The organism is Lentzea tibetensis (genome assembly GCF_007845675.1).
Lineage (GTDB): Bacteria > Actinomycetota > Actinomycetes > Mycobacteriales > Pseudonocardiaceae > Lentzea > Lentzea tibetensis.
The window spans coordinates 40,138-65,503 of sequence record NZ_VOBR01000020.1 but is presented as its reverse complement, the minus strand read 5'-3'; the positions used below and the strand labels follow the sequence as shown (position 1 = coordinate 65,503).

Below are 25,366 nucleotides of genomic sequence, written 5' to 3'. Positions count from 1 at the left end.
CTCTCCCACCGGCCGCGCGGGCCACAGTGCCCAAAGACCCTGTGCGATGAGTGCCGGTCCGCTCTGTCTGTCCGTCCTGACCTGCCGGAGGGTCGGTGTCATGCGTTGGAGTGCCGCCGAGGCGGCGGAAATCGTTGAGGTCGCCCGCCAGGCGCCCGTGCACAGCGTCAGGAAGCCGTGGGTGCTGGAGCTGCACGGGCGGTCGGTGTACCTGTACGAGGTCGCGCACCGGTCGCCGTACGACCCGCTGGACGTGGACCGGCTGCTGTCCTGCGGCGCCGTGCTGGAACACGTCGTCCTCGCCATCCGGACCGCCGGCTGGCACGCCAAGGTCGCGTTCCTGCCGGAGCGTTCGAACCCCGAGCTCATCGCGGTCGTCCGCGCGGACCGCCTCGAACCACCGACCCCGGAGGAACTGGACTGCCACCGGGCCATCCGGCTGCCCGAGGCGACCGGTGACGGTGACGCGGGCCGGTTCGCGACCGCGAGCCGGTGGGCTGGAACGGCACTGCACCCGGTCGACCCCGACACGCTCGTCGTGCTGACGGCCGACGACCGCCGCTCGGACCACGTCCGCGGCGGAGCGGCACTGCACGCCGCGCTGCTCACCGCTCGGGCCGCGGGTGTGTCCGCCCGCCCGGTGATCCACCTGACGCACCGCGCCGAGTGGCGGGCCGGCCTCGTCGAACGGCACGGCCTCGCCGGCTACCCGCAGGCGTTGCTCTCCGTCGGTGCGGTCGCCGATGCCGACGGTCCCGACAGCCAGCTCGCCCGTGTGCTGACAGGAGGAAAGTGATGAAGGGACCCGCGGCCCCGGTCGTCGTCGGTGTCGACGGCTCGTCCTCGGCGCTCGGTGCGGTCAGCTGGGCCGCCGACGAATGCGCACGTCACCGGGCGCCACTGCGGCTGGTGCACGCACATCTGCTGCCGACCCGCGGCTATCCGGAGATCGTGCTGACCGGCAACGAGGTCAGGCACGCGATGGAGGCGCGGGCCCGCGAGTGGCTGGACGAGGCGGTGGTGGCGGCTCACGCCGTCGCGCCGGGCATCCAGGTGACGACGCACCTCGCGTTCTCGGGGACCGTGACGGCGTTGATCGAGGAGTCACGGGAAGCCCGGCTGATGGTGCTCGGCTCGCAGGGGCTCGGCAACGTCACCGGTCTGCTCGTCGGGTCCACCGCGCTCGCTCTGGCGTCGCACGGCCGGTGCCCGCTCGTCGTCGTTCGCGGACCGGGTGTCGCCGATGGCCCCGTCGTGGTCGGCGTGGACGGATCACCGACGAGCGAAGCCGCCGTGGCCTTCGCCTTCGACGCCGCCTCGACGCGCGGAGTGCCGCTGACCGCGCTGATGGTGTGGGAGGACTTCATGATCCACAGCGGCTACGACGCCACGCGGCTCGCGATCAACTGGGACTACGTCGAGGACGAGCAACGACGGCTGCTCGCGGAGCGGCTCGCCGGATGGCAGGAGAAGTACCCCGACGTGCGGGTCAGCCGCGTCGTGGTGCGGGATCGCCCCGTGCGCGCGATGATGAGGCTCGCGGCCGACGCGCAGCTGCTGGTCGTCGGGAGCCGCGGTCACGGCGGGTTCACCGGGATGCTGCTCGGCTCGACGAGCCAGGCGCTGGTCCACCACGCGGTGTGCCCACTCGCGATCGTCCGCCCGACGAGCTGAAAGCCGCTGACGTGATGAGCCGACCAGTCGCCCCGGTCAGGACCGCAGGCCACGGGGCTGCCCGGCCGCGTGCCGGGTGACCCGTGGAGACCACCGTCGCGCTCGCGCACCTCGCGACAGCGCTCGCGATCGGACTGCTGCTCGGCGTGGAACGCGAGCACGACACCGCTGGTGAGAGTGTCCGGCCTGCCGGATCGCGGACCTTTCCACTGATCTCGCTCGCCGGAGCCGTCGCCGCCGCGCTGTCCCCGGTCGCACTCGGGGTCGGCCTCGGTGCGGTGTCCGCACTCGTCGTCGCCTGGTACTGGCGGAGCACGAGGACGGAGGAAGCCGACGCGGGCGCCACGACCGAGGTCGCGGCGATCGCCGCGTTCCTGCTGGGCGCGCTGGCGTGGCAGCGTCCCGAGCTCGCGGTGCCCGCCGGCGTGGTGGTCGCCGTGTTGCTCGCCGCGAAACGGCCGTTGCACCGGTTCGCGACCAACGTGGTGAGCAACCAGGACGTGAAGGACGCGATGACGCTGTTCGTCGTGGCGTTCGTGGTGCTTCCGCTGCTGCCCAACCGTCCGCTCGGCCCGTACGGCGTGCTGAACCCGGCGCGCGTCTGGTGGCTGGTCGTCGCGGTGACGTTGATCGGGTGGGCCGGTTACGTCGCGGCCCGCGCGCTCGGACAACGCTGGGGGCTGCTCGTCGCCGGCTTCGCGGGTGGTTTCGTGTCGGGCTCGGCGACCACGGCGGTGATGGCGCGCAAGTACCGAACGGTCGGCATGGCCGCGCTTCCAGGTGCGGTGGCGGTCAACCTCGCAACCCTGATCCAGGTCGTCGCGGTCACGGCTGTCGCGAGCCCGCCGGTCGCGGTCCGGCTGCTGCCCGCCGCCATCGCGGGCGCTCTCGTGGTGAGCCTGGAGGTCGCCTGGCTGGTGTGGCGGACCGAGACACCAGAAGCGGTGAACTCCGAACCCGCGGTCGCCCGGCCGATGTCACTTCGGGCCGCGCTGACGCTGACGCTGATCCTGGTCGTGTTCCTCGTGCTCACCCGCGCGGCCGCGGACTGGCTCGGGGGCGGAGGAGTCGTCGCCGCGGGTGCGCTCGGCGGGCTGGCCGACGCGCATGCCTCCGCGATCGCGGCCGCTTCCCTCGCCCCGCAGTCGATCTCGGTGTCCACGGCGGTGTTCGCGTGCGGTGCGGCACTGGCCGCCAACACAGTGGTGAAGCTCGTGCTCGCGACGATCGCAGGAGGACCGCGGTTCGCACTGCACCTCGGCGCATGGCTGCTGCCCGTCATCGCGGCCGTCGCCGCCGGGATGGCCTGGTGGTGACGGGACGAAAGTCCCATGGCCTGAGGGACTGCGGCCACTGACCGTTCACGAAGGTGAACGCGAGGCTGAAGTCATGAGCGACTTCGAGTCCTGGCGATCCGCACCGGTGGAGCGTGTCGGTGACGAGGGGATTCGTGTCCATTGTGGACAAGGTGGACGATGTCGCGGATCGGCACGTCGTCGAGGTGCTCGCGCGGGCGGTCGCCGGTGTGGCAGACGTCCGGTTCCCCGCTGTGGAACAGCCACACCGGTCGCAGAGCGAGAAGTTCCTGTTGACGCTTCAGCAAGCGCACGGCGTCCGGCCGCCACCGTCCCATGTAGAGCGCGCTGCCGATGACGACCGCGTGGTACGGCTCGACCGAACCCACCTCGTCCGCGGGCAGCAGGGCGACGTCGTGGCCGCCGCACGGACACGTTCGCCGATCGCGCGCGGACAGGGCATTTGGACTCCGCCCCATTGGGCACTGCCTCGCGCTGCGCGTGGACGCTCGAGCGCCATGAGGAAGGCGTCGTGACCACGGCGCCTTCTCATCCCGTGGTTACCGCAGCCACGGGTTCGCGCGCACGACCGGCAGGCCGGACCACCAGCGGCCCAGGCCCCACACAGCACCCGCGGCGGTGGTGGCGAGCACTACGAGCGCGTCCGCCCACCAGGCGCCTGCCCAGTCGTGGAACGTCGGCGCGGGCCGCCACCCGGCTCTTCAGAGCGGACATCGTGCACTCCTTTGTTCTGGTATACCGAGTGTCTTGGGACGCCGAAGGCTTGGACGCGGGCGTTGGTCCTGACCCGACTGGGTCGTCACGCCCTGTGCGTCGCCGCGGCCGATGCTGAGGAGCTCGCGTGAAACTGCAGGAACTGGTCACGACAGCACGGGACGCCATCTCGGTGAAGCGGGTGTACGCGGAGCCCTACGAGAAGGACGGTGTCACCGTGATCCCGGCTGCCGCCGTCAGCGGAGGCGGGGGAGGAGGCGGCGGCAAGGACGAGCGCGGGCAGGAGGGCGAAGGTGGCGGCATCGGTGTCGGTGGACGACCCGTCGGCGCCTACGTCATCAAGCACGGCGAGGTGACCTGGCAGCCGGCGATCGACGTGAACCGGATGCTCGGCACGATCGCGGCGGTGCTGATCGTGTACCTGGTCACCCGCGTGCGCATCGCGAGGATCCGGGCGAAGGGCACGAAGGGCACGCAGGCCCGGTGACGAGGGCCGAAGGTCCCTGTGTCCGGGGCCGGGCTCGGGGAACTCTGGTGACATGAAGGCCGGGAAGCGGCTGGGGCGAGCGCTGTACGAGGACGAGTTGTTCCGCCTGCAGGTGGAGCTCGTGAAGCTGCAGGAGTGGGTCCGCGCCGAGGGCGCCAGGCTCGTGGTCGTGTTCGAAGGTCGTGACGCGGCGGGCAAGGGCAGCGCGATCAAGCGGATCACCGAGCACCTCAACCCTCGGGCCGCCCGGATCGTGGCGTTGCCCGCGCCGAACGAACGCGAGCGCACCCAGTGGTACTTCCAGCGCTACGTCGCCCATCTGCCCGCCGCCGGCGAGATCGTGTTGCTCGATCGGAGCTGGTACAACCGCGCGGGCGTCGAGCGCGTGATGGGGTACTGCACTCCCGAGGAGCATCGGCTGTTCCTGCGCCAGTGCCCGGTGTTCGAACGGATGCTGGTCGAGGACGGGATCCTGTTGCGCAAGTACTGGTTCTCGGTGAGCGATGCCGAGCAGCAGCGGCGCTTCCGCAAGCGACTCGACGATCCGCTGAAGCGGTGGAAGCTCTCGCCGATGGACCTCGAGTCGCTGACCCGCTGGGAGGACTACTCCCGCGCCAAGGACGACATGCTGGTCCACACCGACATCGCCGAATCACCGTGGCACGTGGTCGAAGGCGACGACAAACGCCGCGCCAGGGTCAACATGATCGCGCACCTGCTCAGCACCATCGACTACCAGGACGTCGAGGCGCCGGCCGTCACGTTGCCCGACCGGCCGCCGTCGTCCGGCTACCAGCGTCCGTCGCGGAGCCTGCAGACCGAGGTACCGGACCACGCGGCTCGACTCGAGTGAACGGTGCCCGGCTTGCCGCGATGTGGCCAAAGAATCGCCCGATGGGCTGATGCGGCTTGGTCGAACCGGACCCGGCGGGTATGAGTGATCGCCATGTCCGAGACCGCTGTGTCCGCCCTCGCGCGGACCACGCTTGCCGCGCACCAGTCGCTCTACCTCGCCACCGCCGGTGCGTCCGGCCCCTGGGTGAACGGCGTGTTCTTCGCCGAGGCCGACCTGTTCACCCTCGTGCTCGTGCTGGAGCAGCGGGGCCGCACCCTCGCCGCGATCCGCGAGAACCCGGTGGCCTCGGTGATCGTCTCCACCGGCTCGCCCGCCGACCCGTTCCTCCAGGCGTCGGTCCGCGTCGAGATCCTGGACGGCGACGAAGCGCAAGCCGCCCGCGACCTGCTGGTGGCGAAGGTGCCGTACGCCACGCCGTTCCTCGACACGCCCATCGAGACCGTGCGGCTGCACGTGGACTCGTGGCGCGTCACCGACATCCCCAACGGCATGCTGCCCGGCAGGGAGCTGGCCGCGGTCTGACCCGAAGTCCCTGGACCGCAACGCATCCGGCGGTCCAGGGCTCAGCTGCCGCTCGCGCTCGGCAGCAGCGCAGGGCACCCGGCGGAGGCGTAGCCGAGGTCGTACTCGAAGTGCCACTGCTCGTTGTCGTAACGGCGGCACCAGCCGATCGAGCCGCCGTTCTTCTCGATCCACTGCGCGGACTCGATCGGCTGCACGTCCACCGCGATGCCGTGCACGTGCATCGACTTGTCGGGCGGCAGCACGTACCGCGCTGCCAGTTCCTCCGTGCCGAACTTCCGGACCGCCTCGTCGAACTCGGCCTGCTGCTGTTGCCTGCTCCGCTTGCCGTCGTTCAGGCACAGCCGAACACCCTGCTCGCGCGCCTTGCCCACCAACTGGTTCCACGCGCTGAGCACGTCCGGTCGCAGGCCTTCCGGCTGCTCGTCGAGGTAGCGGGCGTCGATCGGGCACGGCGGGCCGCTCGGCGGACCCGGCACCTCCTGGCGGATGGCCAGCGGCTGTCCCGGATGCCGGTCGTACACCAGCGTCAGACGGCCGAGGTATCCCAATGCTGCCGCAGCGCCCATTGCGATGCTCACGGTGAGTAGCGCGCCGATCACGACGCGTCTGGTTGCGCTGGACATGCGTTCGACAGTACTGAAATCCCGGTTCGACCCGCGTTGACGTGCGGTGGAAGTGTCAGTGGTCACGGGTAGCGTGGTGCCCCGTGAAAGCTGGGGAACGGATTCAGGAACTGGCGGACCGGATCACGGAGCTGCGCGACGCGTACTACCAGGGCGCTCCGCTGGTCGCGGACGCCGAGTACGACGTGATCGAGGACGAGCTGCGCGGGCTGATCGAGGCGAACCCGGAGCTGGCGCCCGATCCGAACCCGTTGGAACAGGTGGGCGCGCCCGCCGTGCTGCACGCACCGATCCGGCATTCGCGGCCGATGCTGTCCCTGGAGAAGGCGAACCGGCCCGAGCAGGTCGCGGCGTTCTTCGGCCGCTTCCCCGGCCAGCCGGTGGTGGTCATGCCGAAGCTGGACGGGCTGTCGCTGGCGCTGGTCTACGAGAACGGGCGGCTGGCGCGAGCGGTCACCCGCGGCGACGGCACGACCGGCGACGACGTGACCCCGCTGGTGCGGGCGCTGACCGACGGGGTGCCGGAGCGGGTCGACGCACCGGGCCGCGTCGAGGTGCGCGGCGAGGCGGTGATGCTGCGTTCCACGTTCGCCGCCTACAACACCGCGCACCCGGACAAGCCGCTGATCAACCCGCGCAACGCCGCCGCGGGCACCCTGCGCGCGAAGGACCCGGCCACGGTCGCCGAGCGACGCCTGCGGTTCTTCGCCTTCGACCTGGACACCGACCCCGACAGCGGCGAGTCCGACCTGGACCGCGGGCTGCGCACGCTCGGGTTCAGCGTCGCCGACATGCGGCACTGCGCCGACGCGGACGCGGCGCAGGAGGTGATCGGGTCGATCGAGCAGCAGCGCAACGAGCTGGACTACGACCTGGACGGCGCCGTGCTGCGGCTGGCGGACCGTGCCGCCTACGCCGCCGCGGGCACCCGGTCGAACTCACCGCGCGGGGCGCTGGCGTTCAAGTTCGCCGCCGAGGAGAAGACCACCGTGCTGTCCGACGTGGTCTGGGACGTCGGCAAGACGGGCAAGATCGCCCCGGTCGCCTGGTTGGAGCCGGTGTTCGTGGGCGGGACGACGGTGACCCGCGCGACGCTCGCGAACCAGGAGGTGATCCGCGCCCGCGGCATCAAGATCGGTGACACGGTGCTGGTCCGCCGCGCGGGCGACGTGATCCCGTTCGTCGCAGGCGTGCTCGACGCGGCCAAGCGCACGGGCGCGGAACGGGAGATCGTGCCGCCCACCGAGTGCCCGTCGTGCGCGCAGCCGCTGACCGAGCAGGGCAACAGCCGCGAACTGTTCTGCACCAACGTCGCCTGCCCCGCCCAGACCGTGCGACGGCTGATCCACTGGGCGTCGCGTGCGGCGGCGGACATCGAGGCGGTCGGTCCGGTGTGGATCGAACGGCTCGCCGAGGCCGGGATTCTCGTGAACCCGTCGGACTTCTACAGCCTCACCAAGGAGAAGCTGCTGGAGTTCGACCGCATCGGCGAGGTCTCGGCCGTGCGCATGATCGACTCGATCGCGGTCAGCCGCCAGGTCGGCCTGCGCCGCGCGGTGATCGGCCTTGCGATCCCGATGGCATCGGAAGGCACCGCCACCCGGCTGTGCCGCGCGGGGTTCGGCTCACTCGAGGAAGTCGCGGACGCGGGTGTCGACGCGCTCGTGGCCGTCGAGGACATCGGACCCAAGGTCGCCAGCTCGCTGATCGAGCACCTCACCCGGCTGCGCCCCGAGCTCGAACGACTGCGGGAGCGCGGTGTCTCACTGGACGTGCGCGAGGAGGACCTCCCACCGGTCGTCGTGTCCGACGCGCCACTGGCGGGTAAGACGGTGGTGATCACCGGTGCGATCAGCGACCCGCGTTCCGGCGAGAAGGTCGCCCGCCCCACCTTCCAGCGGCTGTGCGAGAAGGCGGGCGCGGCCATCGCGTCCTCGGTCTCGGCGAGCACCGACCTGCTCATCACCGGTGCGGACGTCGGTGCGAGCAAGCTGACCAAGGCCGAGAAGCTCGGCGTGGAGGTCGTGGACCAGGGCGAGATCTGGCGGCAGCTGATCGCGGCCGGCGTCGCCTGAGACCCTGACGGCCCGCCGTGCCGTTGGCAGGCGGGCCGTCGCGGGGGATCAGGAGCGGGTCACCAGTCCCACGTCGATCGTCACGGAGCCGTCCGGCTCGACGGTGAAGACGTCCGTGCGGCCTTCCAGGTAGCCGTGGTTGTCCGACACCTGGACGAAGTCGGAGTCGGTCGTGTCGTCGCCGGCGTTCGGCGTCGTGAACGCCCAGCCGGACCAGCTGGCGAGCGTCACCCGGCCGTAGAAGCGCTTCGCGGGCACCCGGTGGTCGAACGTGCCGCCGTGGTGGTTCGCGTAGCCGTACTGGTCCTCGTCGTCCACGGCCAGCACGCTGAGGCCGACGCTGTCGACCGGCGGCTCGCCTTCCTCGCGCGCGCCGTTCGCGTTGAGGTCGTGCCACAACCTGCCGCGCACGTTGCCCTTGCCGACGAACTGGATGTCGCGCGACCCGTGGTTGTTCGCCGCCGAGTGCTCCGGTGAGGCGGTGGTGACGTCGGCGACCGCCGTGATCGTCTGCCCGACCGTCGCGCCCTGTGCGGACGCGGTGAAGTAGAACGGGTACGCGGTCGCGCCGGGCGCGAGGTCGCCGTCGTGCGTGCACGTCACGGTGCGCCAGCCGTGCTGGCAGTCCCACTCACTCGACGTCTCGGTGCCGGACGGCAGCAGTTCCTGCGGGATCGTGTACGTGAACCGCACGTCCGACGCGGGCAGCTCGCCCGTGTTGCGCACGGTCGCCGCCACGCGCGTCCAGCCGTCGGTGGCCAGGATGTTGCGCGGTGCGGTGACCTCGATGGACACGTCCGCCTGGTCGTCGGACGCGGCCAGCGCCGGAACCGGACTCATCATCGCGAGCGCGACGAGAACAGCAGACAGCTTGAACATGATCGACCTCCCCCAAGAGGCCGCCAGGATATCGGGCCGGACGATCACGCGGTGTCGAATGCGGCCATCATCGCCATGTCCTCGTGTTCCAGTGCGTGGCAGTGCAGCATGAAGCGACCCGCGTGGTCGGTGAACCGCACGGCGACGTCGACGTGGTCGGACGGGCCGAGGTTGACCGTGTCCTTCCACCCGGCGTCGAGCGGGTCCGGAGCGGCGTCCTCGCGCGACACCACCTGGAACTGGTTGAGGTGCAGGTGGATCGGGTGGTGCAGGTCGGTGCTGAAGCGCCAGATCTCCAGCTCACCCAGCCGCACCGTCGCGTCGGCGCGGAGCGGGTCGAACGGCAGGCCGTTGACCAGCCACATGCGCTCGCCGTGGTGGCGGCCGCGGCTGAAGCGCCATTCGCGGGTGCGCGCGGCTTTCGCGGGCTCCAGCCGTTCGAACCGGGTCAGCACGGCGGGGATCGCGCTGTCGTCGCGAGTGCGCCGGGTGACGCGGAACTTCATGACCGCGGCGGTGGTTCCGCTGCCGAGTCCGTTGTGGACGATGATCTCCGTGCCGGGGGCGAGAGCCGAGAAGTCCACGACGACGTCGAACCGCTCGCCCGGCGCGACGAGCAGCTCGGCGTGCCCGACGGGGTGTTCGAGCAGGCCGCCGTCGGAGCCGATCTGCACGAACGGCAGCCCGGTCAGCCGGTAGCGGCGGGCGTTCGAGGCGTTGAGGATGCGCAGCCGGTAGCGCGCGGTCTCGACCTCGAGCACCGGCCAGGGCTTGCCGTTGACCAGGATCACGTCGCCGAGCACGCCCTCCGCGAAATCGTCGAGCACACCGGGCTCGTCGTGGCCGCGGGCCGGGTAGAGCAGTGCGCCGTCCTCCTCGAACGATCGGTCGGTGATCATCAGTGGGATGTCGCGGTGATCGCGGGGCAGCGGCAGCGCGTCCTCCTCGTCGTCGTGCACGAGGTGGAAACCCGCGAGGCCGCGATAGACCTGCGGACCGGTGAAGTCCATGCGGTGGTCGTGGTACCAGAGAGTCGCCGCGGGCTGGTCGCACGGGTAGACGTAGTCGCGGGAGCCGTGCGTCAGTGAGCCGTGCATCGCGTGATGCCCGCTCGGCGTCCAGCCGGACGCCGGGAGCAGCAGGTCGGTCGGATAGCCGTCGCTGTCGGCCGGCGTGTGGCCGCCGTGCAGGTGCACGACGGTCGGCACGTCGAGCTCGTTGCGGTGCGTCACGGTCGTGGTCCGGCCGCGGCGGCTCACCACGGTGGGGCCGGGGAAGCATCCGTCGTAGGACAGCACCGGCGTGCGCAGTCCGGGCAGGATCTCGACGTCGGCGTGCCGCTGCACGATCTCGAAGTGGCCGGGTGCGATCTCCCTGGCGAGCGGCGGCACGGGCAGCGGAACGGTGAACGGTTCGGGCAGCCGCACCCGGCTGCGCAGCAGCTCGGCGGTCTGACCGGCGGGCAGCAGTGCGCCACCGAAGCTCGTCACGCCCAGTGCCGTGATGCCGAGCGCGCCGAGGAACCCGCGCCGGGTGACGGTCATGACCGTCCCTCCCTGAACAGCCAGACGGTGAACAGGATCTGCCCGACGACGATCGACACGCCGAGCGGGACGTGCAGTGCCACGACGCCTTCGATGCCCAGCGGCATCTGCACCATCTCGGCGAGGAAGATGCCGATCGCCGCCCACAGCGCGGGCTTGTGGCCCTTGCCGCGCCACACGAAGACGATCGCGGCGATCAGCTGGGCGAGGCCGAGCACGCTGATCGTGTCGCCGGTGCGGCCGTGGAAGAACAACGCGTCGACCACGCCGCTGAGGTAGAGCCCGGCGAGCGCGGGCTGGGCGAGCACGCACGTCGTGTGCAGCGCGACGATGATTCGCAACGCCCGCAACGACTTCCGCGGTGCTTCGACCTGGGTCTCGGTGATCATCTCTCCTCCTCGAACGCCAACCAGAGCGGCCACGCGCCGAACGCCAGGAACCCGGCCGCGCCCAGTGCGAGGCCGGCCCACTGGAGCACTGAGCCGGACGGCAGCAGCAGCGAGACGAGCACCAGCGCGATGCCCGCGAAGTAGCTGAGCGACACGGCAGTGCCGAGCCGGGCGGCCGCCCGCGGCAGGTCCGCCCGCCTGCTCACGACGAGCAGCCAGCCGAGCACGACGGCGATGCCCGCGGTCACGAAGAACACCTGCACGTCGAACGGGAGCACGTCCGCGACCAGCAGCAGCTGCAGCACGACCACCGCGATCATGGCGGGCACGCCGACCAGCGAGCCGCGGCGCAGCGCGACGGCCAGCGGGACCAGTGCCGCGAACTGCAGTGCCACCACGACGTCGTTGGCCGGGCCGAGCCACCCGGTTCCGTGCGGCTGCGGCCGCCACGGCTGGTCGACGGCGAAGAACAGGACCAGCAGGACGTTGGCGATCACGCCGGCGACTCCCGCCGCGAGCGCCCACCCGCGGGTGGCGGTCATCGGAGCACCGCGATCGGGATCGTGCGGCCGGACCGCTCCTCGTACTTCACGAAGAACGGCGCGCGGGCGAGCACGACGTCGTGCCACAGCCGGTCGCGTTCCTCTCCGGCCGTGATGCGCGGCGTGACCTCGCGGACCTCGTCGCCGATCTGGATCGTGGCACGGGACGCGACCCGGAGGTTCCTCATCCACTGCGGTTCCGGTTTCTGCCCGCCTCCCGATCCCATGACGAGGTGGGCGCCGTCGTGTTCCATGAAGGCGACCGCGACCGTGTGCGGCTGCCCGGTCCGGCGGCCGGGCACCGTCAGCAAGCACACCTGGAGTCCCTTGGCGCCACCGCCGATGCGGCCGTGGGACCGCCGGTAGAGCGAGACGCCGAGCGAGTTGCCCAGTCGCATGAGGTTGCGCATCAGCTGCGTGGCCATGATCAGGCTCCTTTCGCGCCGGAGCCATGCTCGTTCGCCCCGACGCGCGCCGGAACGCGGTCAGGCAGCAGAGTCGAGGTGGAGGACAGCCGCGGGGTGCGGGCGGGGTTCTCCCCGTGGCGCCGCCGATCGCCGCGGGCACACAATGCCGGTGTGCCCTCCTGGCCTCGGATCGCGTGGTACGCAGGCACCGCGCTCGGCGGTGCCGGGCTGGCGGTCGCCATCGGCTACCGGGTGCTGGGTGCGCCGGGCGGGCACGGCACGATCGGCGGACTCGGCTGGGTGATGCTCGGCATCGCGCCGATGTACGGGGTCGCGGTGTGGCTGATGCACGAGCGCCCGGAACACCCCCAGGCGCGCCGGATGCTGCTGATGAGCTCGGCGCTGGCGGTCAACGCGGGCATGGAGATCCCGGTCCGGCAGGCGTTCGAGGCGAACGGGCCCGGCCGGTGGTTCTGGTGGGCGAACCTGGTCTACCAGTACACCGGCGTGGCGGCGTTGATCGCGGCCGTGCTGCTGCTGGCGTCCTTCCCGGACGGTGTCGTGGAGCGGACCTGGCAGCGCTGGGCGCTGAACGCCGTGTGGGCGCACCTCGCGCTGCCGCCGCTGTTGCTGCTGACCCGGCCGAACCTGGTGATCGACGCGTACCTGCTCGACCCGGCGCCGGTGGTGCCGAGCCCGCTCGCCGTGGCGTGGTTGCAGCCGCTCGGCGGGCTGCTGGCGAACCTGTACCTGAGCTACTACGGCGCGCTCGTGCTGATCACGGTGCTGTTCGTGCGGTTCGTCCAGGCGGACGCCGGGCAACGGGCGCGCATGCGGCTGCTGATGTACGCGACGATCGGTCTGGTCGTGGCCACCGCGCTGCTGACCGTGCTCGAGAACCGGTTCCCCGAGCCGCCCGCCTGGGTGCAGCTGGTGCGCGGCGCGTCGGTCGTGTTCCTGCTGATGGTGCCGGTGAGCGTGGTCATCGGGATCCTCCGGCACCGGCTGTACGACATCGACGTCGCGGTCCGCCGGTCGGTGACGTTCGGCGTGCTGTCGCTCGGTATCGCGGCCGTCTACATCGGACTGAGCGTTGCGCCGGGGCTGGCGCTCGGCGACCAGATCCCGGTCGAGGTGGCGGTGGTGCTGACCATCGCCGCGGCCGCCGTGTTCCAGCCGCTGCGCAGACGGCTCGAGCGACTGGCTGACCGCCTCGTGTTCGGCGAGCGGGTCAACCGCTACGAGCTCGTCACCAGGTTCGGCGCGGGCCTCGAGCAGACCGTCGAGCTCGCGGACCTCCTGCCGCGACTGACCGAGACCGTCCACAAGGGACTGGACGCGGGCTGGGTGCGGGTGACGCTGCCGAGCGCGCGTGCCGTCGCCGGGCACCCCGAAGGCGAGCCGGAGCTGACCGTGCCGCTGGAACGCGCGGGTTCGACGATCGGCGTGATCGAGTGCGGTCCGAAGGAAGGCGGCTACAGCGCGGCCGACCGCGAGCTGCTGGCCACGCTGGCCGGGCAGGCGGCGACCGCCATCGCGAACGTCCAGCTGACCGCCAGGCTGGCCGAGCAGGTCGACGAGCTGGCGACGTCGCGCACCAGGATCGTCGCCGCGCAGGACGACGAGCGGCGGCGCATCGAGCGCGACATCCACGACGGCGCGCAGCAGCAGGTCGTCGCCCTGATCATGAAGATGCGGCTGGCGCGCAACCAGGTCGGCCGCGGCGAACGGGAGGCGGCCGAGGTGCTGGACGAGCTGCAGTCCGACACGCGGGAGCTGCTCGCGGACCTGCGCGAGCTCGCGCACGGCATCCACCCGCCGGTGCTCAGCGACCGCGGCCTGGTCGCCGCGGTGGAGGCCAGAGCCGACCGGCTGCCCCTCGCGGTCACCGTGCACGCCTCACCGGGCCTGCGCGAGCAGCGGCTCGGCACCGAGGTCGAAGGTGCCGCCTACTTCGTGGTCTGCGAGGCTCTGACGAACGTGGTCAAGCACTCCGCGGCCGCGTCGGCGCGGGTGTCGCTGGCCGCGGTGGACGGGCGGCTGGAGGTCGAGGTGTGCGACTCGGGTGTCGGCCTGGGAGCAGGCAACGGCCAGGGGCTGACGAACCTGCGCGACCGGGTGGAGGCGCTGGGCGGCAGGCTGAGCGTGTCCGGCGAGCCGGGCGCGGGGACGCGGGTGCACGCGGACCTGCCCACGGGAGCGAGCCGTGGCTGACCGGCTGCGCGTGGTGATCGCGGAGGACAACTACCTGGTCCGCGAGGGCACCCGCCGACTGCTGGAGGACTCCGGCGAGATCGACGTGCTGGCCGCGGTCGGTGACGCGGACGACCTGCGCGACGCGGTGCGCAGGCTGAGCCCGCAGGCGGTGCTGACCGACATCCGCATGCCGCCAGGTCACCACATGGAGGGCATCGACGCCGCGCACGCCATCCGCGCCGAGCACCCCGGCATCGGCGTCGCCGTGCTGTCCCAGCACACCGACGAGAGCTACGCCTTCGCACTGCTGCGCAACGGCACAGCCGGGCTCGCCTACCTGCTCAAGGACCGGCTCGGCGACCTCGAGGACCTGGTCCGCGCGCTGCGCGAGGTGGCGCGCGGCGGTTCGGTGATCGACCCCCTGGTCGTCGAGGCGCTGGTCGGCAGGCGGACGCGCACGGCCGGTTCACCACTGGCCGCGCTCACCGCCCGCGAGCTCGACGTGCTGCGGGAGATGGCGCAGGGCAAGACGAACGCGGGGATCGAGCAGGCGCTGCACCTGTCGTCGTCGACCGTCGAGAAGCACGTCAACGCGATCTTCGGCAAGCTCGGGCTGGCCGACGAGCCGGTGCACCGCAGGGTGGCCGCCGTGCTGGCGTTCCTCCGCGAGGCCGCGCACTAGTCGCGAAGCCCGGCAACCCCCAACCCGCAGCGAGCAGGGAAAGAACCACAACGGCAAGCGGGGTCACGAGGAAGCAAGGCCAAGCCCAGCCACCGACCGGCGACCACGGAGCCAGCGCAACCAGAACAACGAAAGCCGACCACCGGACCGGACCACGGTGCCAAGCCACCCAAGAATCCAGTACGGGTGAGGCCGACGAAGGAGGCATCACTCGTGGTCCGGGCGAAGCCCGGCAACCCTCACTCGAACGTCCCAGACCCGGTCCACCGCGGCGCGCCGACGTCGAGACCGAACTGGTCCAGCACCCGAGCCACGATGTGCGTCACGAGCTCGTCGATCGACGCAGGCCGCGTGTAGAAGGCGGGCACGGGCGGCGCGATCACCGCCCCCATCCTGGTGAGCGCCAACATGTTCTCCAGGTGGATCTCGGACAGCGGCAGCTCACGCGGCACGAGCACGAGCTTGCGCCGCTCCTTCAACGCCACGTCGGCGGCACGCGGGATGAGCCCGTCGCCGTAACCGGTGCGCACGGCCGCCAAGGTCTTCATGCTGCACGGCGCGATGATCATGCCGTCGGTGCGGAACGAGCCGCTGGCGATCGCCGCGGACGCGTCGCCCGGCCCGTACGACACGTCCGCGAGCGAGCGGACCTCGGCGGCGGTGAAGTCGGTCTCCATCTCCAACGTCGCCCGGCCCCACCTGCTGAGCACCAGGTGCGTCTCGACCTCGAGCGAGCGCAACGCCTGCAGGAGCCGGATGCCGATGATCGACCCGGTCGCGCCGGTGATGCCCACGACGAGCTTCATGCGAAGCTCCGGCGAACGGGGTGCGCCGAGGTGGCGTCGATGAACGTGCGACCGGTGCCGCCGGGACGCCAGCCCGGCGCCTGCGACGGGTCCATCGCCAGCGGCTGGTACCCGTCGAACGTGGTGCAGTCGGCGCCCAGGTTCGCGCGGGTGGTCACCGCCCACCACACGTCCTCGGCACAGCGGATGTCCACGTCGGTGTCGGTGAAGACGATCAGTTTGACGAACCGGTGCCGGTCGAAGATCCGCCGCGCTGCGGAGGCCAGGTCGGAGTTCGGCCGCACCGAGGCGAACAGGGTGAGCATCCCGCCACCGGCGGCGGGGAAGTGCAGGTCGGCGAGAGCCGGGTCGCCGCACAGCGCGACGGACAGCGCGCCCGCCAGGCCGAGTATCACCGACTGCTCGCGGCCCGGACCGATCACCGCCTGGTAGACGGGATCCCGCCGGGTCGTCACCGCGGTGACGGTCAGCACCGGGAGGCCCGAGCGGGTGTCGCCGTCGTAGCCGAGGAACTCGGGCAGCGACACACCGGCACCCTCGTCCGCGACCTCGTCGGACAGGTAGCCCTCCAGCACGATCTCGGCCGAAGCCAGCACCCGCACCGGCTGGCTGATCCCATCGGCGACAGTCAACGGCGCCCCGGCGAGCGCTCCGGCCACGTCGAGCTTGCCGACGCCGTCCGGCAGCACGGCGCTGGACAACGCGGACGCGACCATCGCGGCCGGGGGAGCGCCGATGTTGACCGACACCGGCAGCCTGCCGAGCCGCCGGTGCATCGCGAGCAGCTGGCGGCCCGGCACCATCCAGATGGCCAGCCGATCGGCGCTCAGCACCAGCATCCGGTGCACGGACAGCGCGCTCTCGCCGGTCTCCGGATCGTGCGCGTGCACCACGCCCATCGTGATGTACGGCCCGGCGTCACGCGGGGTCGTGCGCAGCACGGGGAGCGCGGAGAGCTGCGACTTCGCCTGCTGGCACGGCGGATCGACCACGTGCTCCGGCGCGACGGCCCTTTCCACCAAGTCCGCGGCACCACCGGGCAGCCAGCCGCGCACCCGCTCCTCGCAGCCGTACATGCCCAGCAGCACCGGGATGTCCGAGCCGGTCACGGGATACAGCACGGCAGGTTCCGCGCACGCCGAAGAAGTCGCGGGCACGCCGGCGAACCGGGCGGCGAAGTCCGCACCGATCCGGTCGACGGGCAGCGGCGCGGAGTGGACCAGCAGATCCGGCAGCAGGGAGCGGAGCCCGGTCATGCGGTGTCCTCCAGACGATGACGCGTGAACTCGTCGAACCACGCGGCGGGGGAGGAAGCCCGCAGCAGATCGGTCCCTACCAACAGTCCGGCGAAACCGGCGTGCACCAGACGGGCTCCGGCGGCGGGGGAGATGCCGCTGGCGCTCACCGGGCAGGGCGTGCCGGTCGCCAGCACCGCGGGCAACAACGAAAGCCCGCGTTCGACGGAACCACCGGTGCGCTCACGCGTTGCGATGTCCTTGTTGTTCACCGCGACCACGCAGCCCGACGCGTCAGCAGGCAGCTCCCCGGCGGATGCCACCTCGATGAACGGCGTGAGCCCGAGCCCCAAAGCACGATCGGCCAACGAACGCAGCACACCCGCGGGCAGCAACGCGGCGGTCAGCAGCACAGCGGACGCACCCAGTGAGCGAGCCTGCCGAAGCTGGCTCTCCCGCGTGATGAAGTCCTTCTGCAGCACCGGAACGTCAACCAGTGACGCCACCTCGCGCAGCAGCGCGGGAGTGCCACCGAACCACCGCCCGGTCACCACGGACACGCACGGCGCACCGGCTTCCCGGTACGCCGCGACCACCGACGCCACGGAACGGCCGCGCAGCAGGTCGTGGCCGTCGGCCGACCGCAGCTTCACCTCGGCGATCACCGGGGCGAGGGCCCCGGTGATCGCCTCGACGAACGGGCTCACGCGGCCACCCGCCCGTCCCACGCCCGCCGCAGGGCACGGACACGTCCGGCGTCGATGCACCCCAGGGAATCCCGCGCCCCGGTGTCCACGTCGACCCCGAGGAACCCCGGATGCGCCGCGACCTCGGCGAACGCGGGCGCGTTGTCCGCGGTGATCCCGCCGGCGAGCAGGAACGGCCGCGACAACGAGGCCGCCAGCGACAGCACAGCGGCCGGAGCCAGCGACTGCCCGGTGCTCCCGATCCGCCCGTCGTCCCCGACCGCGTCGATCAGGAACGAGTCGACACCCGCCCGTTCGTACGCGCGGATCAACGGCCGCTCCGGGCACACCGAACCCGCGACGTGCAGCACCTTGATCACGTGCACGCCGTCGCGCTTCAACGCGCGCACCACACCGGGCGCCTGGTAGCCGTGCAGCTGCACCACCCGGATCCCGGACACGGCGAGCACGTCGCGCACCTCGGCGGCCAGCGTCACCAGCACCGGCGTGACCAGGTGCGCCGCCGCGGCCAGCGAGGTCAGCCTGCCGATGGTCAGGTCGGCGTGTCCGCCGGGAACGCCGTGCCACAGCCCGGCCATGTCCGCGCCGGACGTCGCGAGCAGGTTGAGGTCAGCGGTGCTGGTGACGCCGCAGACCTTGAGCTCAGGCATCGGCCAGCGCGGGCAGCTGGGCCAGCGCCGCGTCCAGGCGCGTCTGGTCGACGCCCTCGTCGCGCAGCGCGCCGCCGAGGTGCGCCTCGTAGGCGGACAGGTCGAAGTGCCCGTGCCCGGACAGTCCGAACAGGATCGCCTCCGAACGGCCCTCCTCCTTGCAGCGCAACGCCTCCTGCACGGCGACCGAGATCGCGTGCGTCGACTCGGGTGCGGGCACGATGCCCTCGGCACGCGCGAACTGGATTCCCGCCGCGAAGCACCGCGACTGCTCGACGGCCACCGCCTCCAGCAGGTTCGCGTCGAGCGCGGCGCTGACCAGTGGTGCCATGCCGTGGTAGCGCAGCCCGCCCGCGTGGAACGACGGCGGCACGAACGAGTGGCCCAGGGTGTGCATGCGCAGCAACGGCGTCAGCCCGGCCGTGTCACCGAAGTCGTACGCCAGCTTGCCCCTGGTCAGCGTGGGGCAAGCGGCGGGCTCGGCCGCGACCACGCGCACGTCCCGGCCACCGCGCAGCTTCTCGCCGAGGAACGGGAACGTCAGCCCGCCCAGGTTCGAACCACCGCCCGCGCAGCCGACCACGACGTCCGGGTAGTCCTGCGCCATGGCGAACTGCGCCAGCGCCTCCTGGCCGATCACGCTCTGGTGCAGCAGCACGTGGTTGAGCACGCTGCCGCCCGCGTAGTTGGTCTCCGGGTCGTTCATCGCGACCTCGAGCGCCTCGGACGTCGCGATGCCGAGGCTGCCCGTGCACTCCGGATCGGCGGCGAGAATCGCGCGACCGGCCGCGGTCTCGAGCGACGGGCTCGCGACGCACCGCGCGCCGTAGGTCTCCATCAGCAGCCGCCGGTACGGCTTCTGGTGGAAGCTGACCATGACCATGTAGACCTGCACCTGCAGGCCGAACAGCGCCCCGGCCAGCGACAACGACGAACCCCACTGGCCGGCGCCGGTCTCCGTGGCGAGCTTTCTGATCCTCGCCTCGTGGTTGTAGAACGCCTGCGCGATCGCGGTGTTCGGCTTGTGGCTGCCTGCCGGGCTGCCGCCCTCGTACTTGTAGTAGATGCGCGCGGGGGTGTCGAGCAGCCGTTCCAGCCGTCTGGCGCGGAACAGCGGCGACGGCCGCCACTGCGCGTAGATCTGCCGCACCGGCTCGGGGATCTCGATCTCCCGCTCGCGGCTCAGCTCCTGCCGCGCCACGGCCTCCGGCATGATCGGCACCAGGTCGTCGACCGTGATCGGCGCACCGGTGCCGGGGTGCATCAACGGCGCCAGGTCCGGCAGGTCGGCGGCGATGTTGTACCAGGTGGTGGGGATGTCCTTCTCGTCGAGCAGGTACTTGATCTGTTCCGTCATGAGAGGCCTCCTTGGGCGTCGGCGACCAGCGAGCCCGTGGCGAACCGGTCGGCGTCGGCGAAGATGCGGGGGTGTGCGGCGCGCAGGCCGGTGAGCACGAGGTCGTACGGCAGGTCGTCGAACTCGCCGTGCTCGTGCAGGAACTCCATGTGCGCGCGGCCCTGCTGGTCGAACGGGTGGTACACGCTGTCGGACGTGCCGTCGAAGTCGAGCGGGGTGATTCCGTAGAGACGGCAGAGGTTCTTGTTGAACACCGGGGTCGCGCGCACCCAGCGCTGTCCGGTGTGGACGGACGTAAGGCAGTGGAAGCGGAACACGTCGCCGCCGACGAGCTCGCGCAGCCGCGGTGACGACAGGTGGTTGCGCACGTCGGTGAGCACCAGCCTGCTCGGCACGCCGATCGCACGCAGGCAGGCCGCGTAGGCGATCGACTTGTGGATGCACATGCCGGCGCCGGCGCGCAGCACCTGGCTCGCGCGCAGGCCGGTCCGGGACAGGTCCGCGTCGTAGACCTCGTACCTGATCTCGTCCCGAACCGCCCGGTACAGCGCGACGGTCTGCGCGACCCGTCCTTCCACCGTGGACACGGTCCGCGCCACGAAGTCCCTGACCTCGGGCGAGGTGTGGTCGATGAACTCCACGGCGCTCCTATCCGAGCCCGAGCATCGACGAGATCCGGTTGCGCTGGATCTCGGACGTGCCCGAGTAGATGGTTCCGGCGACGGCGTTGCGCAGGTCCTTCTCCAGGCCGTACTCGGCCATGTAGCCGTTGCCGCCGAAGATCTGCACCGCCGACATGGCGGACGCGACGTTCTGCTCGCTCGCCACGAGCTTCGTGATCGCCATGTCGGTGGTGACGTTCTCGCCGGCCGCGACCTTGACCGCCGTGTCGTACAACCACTTCCGCGTCGTCTCGACGCCGACCTTCATGTCCGCGATCTTGTGCGAGACGGCCTGGTAGGTGCCGATGGAAGCGCCGAACTGGGTGCGCTGGCCCGCGTAGGCGACGCACCGCTCGAGCCGGTGCTGCATCTCGCCCAGGTTGATCACGAACGAGCAGAGGATCTCCCACTTCATCACGAAGTCGAGCACCAGGAACCCGGCGCCCGGCCGTCCGACGACGTTGCCTGCCGGGATCCGGCACTCGTCGAAGTACAGCTCGGCCAGCGGTGCGGTCCGCAGGCCCATCTTCGCGATCGGGTTGCCGACGCTGAACCCCGGCGTGCCGCGTTCGACCAGGAAGGCGGTCGTCCCCAGAGGACCGCCGTCCGGATGCGTCCGCGCGTACACGACGAAGAGGTCGGCCACCGGGCCGTTGCTCACGAACGTCTTGCTGCCGTTCAGCACGTAGGAGTCGCCGTCGCGGACCGCCCGAGTGCGCATCGCCAGTGCGTCCGAGCCGCCTCCCGGCTCGGTGATGGCGTGCGCGCCGATCTTGGAGCCGTCGCAGACGGCGGGGAGGTAGCGGTCCTTCAGAGCGGCGGAACCGTAGCGCTGCAACGGGATCCCGGTGCTGACGACGTGCGTCGAGACGGCGAAGTTCAGTCCGCCGTCACGACAGTCGTAGCCGAGTCCTTCCAGCAGGTACATCGTGGTGAGCAGGTCTTGGCCGAGCCCGCCCCAGCGTTCGTCGAACGGCAGCCGCAGCAGGCCGCACCCCCGGACGAGTTCCCACTTGTCCCAGGAGAAGCCGCCTTCGGCGTCGCGTTCGACGTGGTCGGCACTGAGCTTCGCCGACCACTCGGCCAGCCCGGCGCGCAAGGCCCGCTGGTCGGAGTTCCAGGTGATCACGTTCGTGCTCCGGTCGCTCAGTAGTGCGAGAACTCGCCCGAGTCGAGACTGTGTCTTTCGTGCCCGCGCAACGCGGGGGAGAAGACGCACACGAGCCGCAGGTCGGTGTCCGGTGCGGCGATCAGGAAGTGCGCGTCGTTCTCGTCGAGCGCGTAGAGCGTCCCCGGTGTGATCGGGTGCGATCGCCCGTCCATGTCGACGACCTCGCCCCTGCCCTCGATGCAGTAGCAGGCCTCGAGGTGGTTGCGGTACTCCAGGCGCGACTTGGTGCCCGCGCGGACGACCGTGTCGGTCACGGTGTAGCCCATGCCGTCGGAGTCGAGCAGGAACCGTCTGCTCAGGCCGTTGCCCCACTCGACGGACGGGACCTCCTCGATCGAGCGAATGATCATCTTTCCTCCTTGGTGGTGTGGACGAAGCGGGAGAGGTTGCCGACCGGGTCGCTTTCGACCTGCTCGACGGCTCCGCTGCCGATGACGACCGCGTCCGCGCCTGCCGCGTGGATCGCGACGACGTCCTGACGCGTGCGTGCCCCGAAGCCGACCGCGATCGGTGCGGTGGTCTCGGTGCGCAGCTTCGCGATCGGGTCGCGCAACGCGTCGAACCCCGTTGCGGGACGGGATCCGCTGCGGCCGTAGTGCGCGACCAGGTACAGGTAGGCGGACGCGTGGTGCGCCGACTCGCGCCGCACCTCGTCCGACGAACCCGGATAGCACGTGGTGACCAGCGGTACCGCGTGCTCGGCGGCTTGCGCGTAGTACCCGGACCGCAGGCGTGGCGGCAGTCCGTGCACCAGCAGCGCGTCGGCGGCCGAGTCGGCGACGCGTGCCACGAAGTCGCCGATCGGCGTCGGCTTCACGGTGTGGCTCCAGTCGGCCAGCAACGCGATTCTCAGGTGCTTCCTCGGTGTCGCGTCGAGGAACTCCAGCACCGCGGGCAGGTCGACACCCTGGTCGAGCGCCCGTTGCGCGGAGCGCCGCACGACCGGGCCGTCGGTGAACGAGTCGGGGAACGGCACGGCCAGCTCCAGGCAGTCGACGCGCTGGTCGTCGAGCATCTGGACCACGTCGCGCAGCACGGGAAGCGGCGGGTCGCCTGCGTTGAGGAACAGCACCAGGCCCGGATCGGCGCCGTCGAAGAACCGGTCAGCCACGGCTCATCACCCGCTCCGCCAGTGCTCGCGCGGCACCGTCCGCGACGGCCGAGAACGCCGCGCGCAGACCGGACGTCAGGTTCGGCTGGTGTCCGCCGGCCACCGCGAGCGCGGCCGCGTTCAGGCACACCGTCGCCACCGCCGTCGACGAGGCCCTGCCCGCCAGCAGGTCCAGGAAGTGGGTGACGACCTCCGCGTCGTCGGACGGGCCGCGCAGGTCGTCGAGCGAGCCGCCGTCGATGCCGAGCTCACGCGGGTCGACCGTAAACGTGCTGTCGCCGTGGACGGTGTTGACCGCGACGCTGACCAGCTCGTCGGCGCCGAGGTCGTTGGTGCACAACCAGATCCGCCTGCCGTCGGCAAGCCGTCGCAACGCGGGCAGGTGCGCGACGTCGGACACGCCGGTGAGCTGCGCGGACACCGGCACGTCGGCCAGGAACGGCCCGATCGTGTTGACCCAGCGGCCGATGGTGCGCATGTCCAGCGGCAGCACCGTCCGCGCCAGCCGGGTCAGCTCGACCGGGTAGACGAAGTAGCCGGCGAACGCGATGCCGAACCGGGCCAGGTGCTCCCCGGTCCGCTCGTAGGACCGGGTGAGCGACACGCCCAGCCGGTCCAGCAGGTTGATCGACCCGACGCCGCCGGAGCTGGCGCGCGACCCGGTCTTGACGACCGGCACACCGGCGGCAGCGGCGACGAACGCCGCGGCGGTGGAGATGTTGGCGGTGCTGGGACCGCCGCCGGTGCCGACGACGTTCACCGCACCGGGGAACCGGTGCCCGTGCCGCGGCCTGCGTTCCAGCAGCGACTCGACGAGCGTGGCGACGGCGGCGGGGTCCGGCATGCGGGCCGAGAGAGCGGCGAGCAGTGCGGCGGCTTCGGCCGCGTCGACCTGCCGGTCACCGAGCCGGTCCCAGAACTCCCGGCACATCCCGGGTTCGACCGGCCGCCTGCGGTTGACGACGGCGTCCAGCAGCTGATGCGAGGTCTTCATCCGGACACCGGTTGTTGTGCTCGGTCGATGAAGTCGTTGATGGCGTCGACCGTGCGGAAGCTGTCCGGCTCCAGCTCGACGTCGTCGACGGCGAGGTCGTAGCGGTCCTCCAGCCACGCGATGACCTTCAGCAGACCGAGGCTGTCGATCACGCCACCGGCGAGCAGGTCGTAGTCGGCGGCGAGCGAGCCCGGCGCCACGTCGGGCAGGAACTCCTCGACGACGAACTTCGTGATCTCCTTGGTGCGGTCCATGATGAGCCTTCCCTGAATGAGTCGTTGGCGGTCCGGTTTGCCGGTCGAGGTCCTCGGCAGCGGGTCGCCGGAGACGCGGAAGGTGGAGGGGATCGACGTCGCGGGCAGCCGGTCGGCGCAGAACCGCCGCAGCTCCAGCGAGTTCAGCCGCGAGCCGGGCGCGTGCCGCAGCTCGGCGTGCAGCAGGTGCCCGGCGAGCGCGTCCGGAATCGCGACGACCACGGCCTCGGTGACCTCCTGGTGCGCGAGCAGCACCTGTTCGACCTCCTGGACGTTCGTGCGCACGCCGCGCACCTTGACCTGGAAGTCGTTGCGCCCCACCAGGGTCAGCACGCCGTCCTGGCTGACCCGGACGAGGTCGCCGGTGCGGTAGAAGCCGTCGCCGGTGAACCTGCCCGCGTTGAGCGCGGGGTCGAGGTAGCCGGTGGTCTGGAACGGCGTGCGCGCGTGCAGCTCGCCCGTCCCCGGCCCGGTGAGCTCCACGCCGTCCGCGACGACCCTGATGTCGACGCCGGGCAGCGGTGTGCCCAGCGGGACCGGGCTGCTCAGGTGCGCCGGGTCGAGCTCGTGCAGCAGGCTGTCGTTGGTCTCGGTGCAGCCGTAGAGGTTGTGCAGCCTGGCGTTCGGGAACAGCTCCGGCAGCCTGGCCAGCAGGCGGCCGGCGACGGTGTCGCCGGTGACGATCACGTGCCGCACCCGCGGGTAGCAGTCGGTCCGCTCGGCGAGCAGCGCGAACAGCATCGGCACCGCCTGCACGACCTCGATGTCGTGCACGAGTTCGCTGAGGTGCCCGGCGTTCGTCGCGCGGTCCGGGTCGACGAGCACGACGGTGCCGCCGTGCTTGAGCGTCGCCCAGACGTCGAGCAGGCACAGGTCGAAGTTGAGCGGGCTGTAGTTGAGCACGCGGCGCAGCCCGAACGTCTCGCCCGCCCAGTCGGTGAACCGGTCGACCGCGCCCTCGGTGAGCGGCACGACCTTCGGCATCCCGGTCGAGCCGGACGTGGTCAGCATGAACGTGACGCGGTCCGGATCAGGACGGAAGGGCGTGGTGGCGCCGCTGACGTGAACGTTCTTCGCGGAGAGCACGGTCGTGCATCCGCTGACGGAGAACAGTTCCGCGCGCACCGGCTCGGCCAGCGCGGCCGACGGCAGCAGGAATCGCCTGCCCGCCAGCAGGCAGCCGAGCACGAGCGCGATCGAGTCCGGGGACTTCGGTGCGACGAGACCGATCGGCCCGTCGGGCAGGGTGGCGACGTGCTCCTGTGCGCGCAGCGCTTTCCAGTGCAGTTCGCCGTAGCTGGTGGTGGTGTCGCGCCAGACCAGCGCCGGTGCGTCCGGCCTGCGTCTGGCAACGGTGACGAAGCAGTCCACAAGGGACCGTGAAGTCTCGTTTTCGTGCAGCACGAATTAACCCATTCCAGATTGTCGTCCGCATGCGGGTGCGGTGTGATCAGGAAAGGGAGGAGCGCTATCTGCCGGCTATCGCCTCGAACGTTCGACGAGAAGTCGT

The 25,366-nt window shown here is 71.1% G+C and carries 27 protein-coding genes; 9 read left to right on the top strand and 18 right to left on the bottom strand.

Annotation, left to right across the window (positions count from 1 at the left end; translation table 11 throughout):
• Positions 1-100: 100 nt before the first annotated feature.
• The 3 genes from FKR81_RS28070 to FKR81_RS28060 all read left to right on the top strand — a co-directional run bounded on the left by FKR81_RS28070 (position 101) and on the right by FKR81_RS28060 (position 2,990).
• On the top strand, positions 101-796 hold the full coding sequence (locus tag FKR81_RS28070) for a hypothetical protein (protein WP_146356181.1): 696 nt from the start codon (positions 101-103) through the stop codon (positions 794-796).
• Positions 796-1,674: a universal stress protein gene (locus FKR81_RS28065; protein ID WP_146356179.1), complete on the top strand. Its 879-nt coding sequence runs from the start codon at positions 796-798 to the stop codon at positions 1,672-1,674. Before FKR81_RS28070 ends, FKR81_RS28065 begins: the two co-directional genes overlap by 1 nt.
• 83 nt (positions 1,675-1,757) lie before the next feature.
• On the top strand, positions 1,758-2,990 hold the full coding sequence (locus FKR81_RS28060) for an MgtC/SapB family protein (RefSeq protein ID WP_146356177.1): 1,233 nt from the start codon (positions 1,758-1,760) through the stop codon (positions 2,988-2,990).
• Between the two features lie 71 nt (positions 2,991-3,061).
• Here FKR81_RS28060 and FKR81_RS45230 read toward each other — a convergent pair whose 3' ends face one another.
• Positions 3,062-3,448: a flavodoxin domain-containing protein gene (locus FKR81_RS45230; RefSeq protein WP_235921813.1), complete on the bottom strand. Its 387-nt coding sequence runs from the start codon at positions 3,446-3,448 to the stop codon at positions 3,062-3,064.
• A gap of 383 nt (positions 3,449-3,831) precedes the next feature.
• Between FKR81_RS45230 and FKR81_RS28050 the strand changes: the two genes are divergently transcribed.
• From FKR81_RS28050 to FKR81_RS28040, 3 genes are all read left to right on the top strand, one after another.
• A complete protein-coding gene (locus tag FKR81_RS28050) occupies positions 3,832-4,191 on the top strand; it encodes a spore germination protein GerW family protein (RefSeq protein WP_146356175.1) in 360 nt (119 codons plus the stop codon).
• Positions 4,192-4,243: 52 nt separating this feature from the next.
• Entirely contained in the window at positions 4,244-5,044 is an 801-nt protein-coding gene (gene ppk2, locus FKR81_RS28045) for a polyphosphate kinase 2 (RefSeq protein ID WP_146356173.1), read from the top strand.
• Between the two features lie 93 nt (positions 5,045-5,137).
• A complete protein-coding gene (locus FKR81_RS28040; protein ID WP_146356171.1) occupies positions 5,138-5,569 on the top strand; it encodes a pyridoxamine 5'-phosphate oxidase family protein in 432 nt (143 codons plus the stop codon).
• Positions 5,570-5,610: 41 nt separating this feature from the next.
• On the opposite strand, the gene FKR81_RS28035 is transcribed toward FKR81_RS28040, so the two are convergent.
• The gene (locus FKR81_RS28035) at positions 5,611-6,195 is read right to left on the bottom strand and encodes a D-alanyl-D-alanine carboxypeptidase family protein (RefSeq protein ID WP_146356169.1); all 585 of its coding nucleotides are present in this window, start codon (positions 6,193-6,195) and stop codon (positions 5,611-5,613) included.
• A gap of 83 nt (positions 6,196-6,278) precedes the next feature.
• On the opposite strand from FKR81_RS28035, the gene ligA reads away from it, so the two are divergent.
• Positions 6,279-8,270, top strand: coding sequence for an NAD-dependent DNA ligase LigA (gene ligA / locus FKR81_RS28030; protein ID WP_146356167.1), 1,992 nt, complete (start codon positions 6,279-6,281; stop codon positions 8,268-8,270).
• A gap of 48 nt (positions 8,271-8,318) precedes the next feature.
• Here ligA and FKR81_RS28025 read toward each other — a convergent pair whose 3' ends face one another.
• Genes FKR81_RS28025 through FKR81_RS28005 form a run of 5 tightly spaced genes read right to left on the bottom strand, consistent with a single transcriptional unit; the run spans position 8,319 to position 12,049 of the window.
• A complete protein-coding gene (locus FKR81_RS28025; protein ID WP_146356165.1) occupies positions 8,319-9,149 on the bottom strand; it encodes a DUF11 domain-containing protein in 831 nt (276 codons plus the stop codon).
• 44 nt (positions 9,150-9,193) lie between these two features.
• Positions 9,194-10,693, bottom strand: a complete 1,500-nt coding sequence (locus FKR81_RS28020; protein ID WP_146356163.1) for a multicopper oxidase family protein — start codon at positions 10,691-10,693, stop codon at positions 9,194-9,196.
• Positions 10,690-11,082, bottom strand: coding sequence for a hypothetical protein (locus FKR81_RS28015; RefSeq protein WP_146356161.1), 393 nt, complete (start codon positions 11,080-11,082; stop codon positions 10,690-10,692). The genes FKR81_RS28020 and FKR81_RS28015 overlap by 4 nt, the downstream gene beginning before the upstream one ends.
• Positions 11,079-11,624: a hypothetical protein gene (locus FKR81_RS28010; RefSeq protein WP_146356159.1), complete on the bottom strand. Its 546-nt coding sequence runs from the start codon at positions 11,622-11,624 to the stop codon at positions 11,079-11,081. The genes FKR81_RS28015 and FKR81_RS28010 overlap by 4 nt, the downstream gene beginning before the upstream one ends.
• Positions 11,621-12,049 (bottom strand): nitroreductase/quinone reductase family protein, encoded by a 429-nt coding sequence (locus tag FKR81_RS28005; protein WP_146356157.1) that lies wholly within the window; start codon positions 12,047-12,049, stop codon positions 11,621-11,623. The genes FKR81_RS28010 and FKR81_RS28005 overlap by 4 nt, the downstream gene beginning before the upstream one ends.
• Positions 12,050-12,202: 153 nt before the next feature.
• On the opposite strand from FKR81_RS28005, the gene FKR81_RS28000 reads away from it, so the two are divergent.
• Positions 12,203-14,245, top strand: a complete 2,043-nt coding sequence (locus FKR81_RS28000; RefSeq protein WP_146356155.1) for a sensor histidine kinase — start codon at positions 12,203-12,205, stop codon at positions 14,243-14,245.
• Entirely contained in the window at positions 14,238-14,909 is a 672-nt protein-coding gene (locus FKR81_RS27995) for a response regulator transcription factor (RefSeq protein ID WP_235921812.1), read from the top strand. The genes FKR81_RS28000 and FKR81_RS27995 overlap by 8 nt, the downstream gene beginning before the upstream one ends.
• A 239-nt stretch (positions 14,910-15,148) precedes the next feature.
• On the opposite strand, the gene FKR81_RS27990 is transcribed toward FKR81_RS27995, so the two are convergent.
• From FKR81_RS27990 to FKR81_RS27940, 11 genes are read right to left on the bottom strand one after another with little or no spacing between them, the layout of a single operon-like run.
• Entirely contained in the window at positions 15,149-15,715 is a 567-nt protein-coding gene (locus tag FKR81_RS27990; RefSeq protein WP_146356153.1) for a UbiX family flavin prenyltransferase, read from the bottom strand.
• Complete coding sequence (locus tag FKR81_RS27985; protein ID WP_146356151.1) at positions 15,712-16,971, bottom strand: UbiD family decarboxylase; 1,260 nt, start codon at positions 16,969-16,971, stop codon at positions 15,712-15,714. The genes FKR81_RS27990 and FKR81_RS27985 overlap by 4 nt, the downstream gene beginning before the upstream one ends.
• The gene (locus FKR81_RS27980) at positions 16,968-17,657 is read right to left on the bottom strand and encodes a beta/alpha barrel domain-containing protein (protein WP_146356150.1); all 690 of its coding nucleotides are present in this window, start codon (positions 17,655-17,657) and stop codon (positions 16,968-16,970) included. Before FKR81_RS27980 ends, FKR81_RS27985 begins: the two co-directional genes overlap by 4 nt.
• Positions 17,654-18,307: a phosphoribosylanthranilate isomerase gene (locus tag FKR81_RS27975; RefSeq protein ID WP_146356148.1), complete on the bottom strand. Its 654-nt coding sequence runs from the start codon at positions 18,305-18,307 to the stop codon at positions 17,654-17,656. Before FKR81_RS27975 ends, FKR81_RS27980 begins: the two co-directional genes overlap by 4 nt.
• Entirely contained in the window at positions 18,300-19,664 is a 1,365-nt protein-coding gene (locus tag FKR81_RS27970; RefSeq protein ID WP_146356146.1) for a TrpB-like pyridoxal phosphate-dependent enzyme, read from the bottom strand. The genes FKR81_RS27975 and FKR81_RS27970 overlap by 8 nt, the downstream gene beginning before the upstream one ends.
• Positions 19,661-20,305, bottom strand: coding sequence for a transglutaminase-like domain-containing protein (locus FKR81_RS27965; RefSeq protein WP_146356144.1), 645 nt, complete (start codon positions 20,303-20,305; stop codon positions 19,661-19,663). Before FKR81_RS27965 ends, FKR81_RS27970 begins: the two co-directional genes overlap by 4 nt.
• Before the next feature lie 7 nt (positions 20,306-20,312).
• A complete protein-coding gene (locus FKR81_RS27960) occupies positions 20,313-21,455 on the bottom strand; it encodes an acyl-CoA dehydrogenase family protein (RefSeq protein ID WP_146356142.1) in 1,143 nt (380 codons plus the stop codon).
• A gap of 17 nt (positions 21,456-21,472) precedes the next feature.
• Positions 21,473-21,847 (bottom strand): ectoine synthase, encoded by a 375-nt coding sequence (locus FKR81_RS27955; RefSeq protein ID WP_146356140.1) that lies wholly within the window; start codon positions 21,845-21,847, stop codon positions 21,473-21,475.
• On the bottom strand, positions 21,844-22,608 hold the full coding sequence (gene trpA / locus FKR81_RS27950) for a tryptophan synthase subunit alpha (protein WP_146356138.1): 765 nt from the start codon (positions 22,606-22,608) through the stop codon (positions 21,844-21,846). Before trpA ends, FKR81_RS27955 begins: the two co-directional genes overlap by 4 nt.
• Positions 22,601-23,602 (bottom strand): hypothetical protein, encoded by a 1,002-nt coding sequence (locus tag FKR81_RS27945; RefSeq protein ID WP_222598424.1) that lies wholly within the window; start codon positions 23,600-23,602, stop codon positions 22,601-22,603. The genes trpA and FKR81_RS27945 overlap by 8 nt, the downstream gene beginning before the upstream one ends.
• The gene (locus tag FKR81_RS27940) at positions 23,599-25,260 is read right to left on the bottom strand and encodes a non-ribosomal peptide synthetase (RefSeq protein WP_235921811.1); all 1,662 of its coding nucleotides are present in this window, start codon (positions 25,258-25,260) and stop codon (positions 23,599-23,601) included. The genes FKR81_RS27945 and FKR81_RS27940 overlap by 4 nt, the downstream gene beginning before the upstream one ends.
• Positions 25,261-25,366 lie beyond the last annotated feature (106 nt).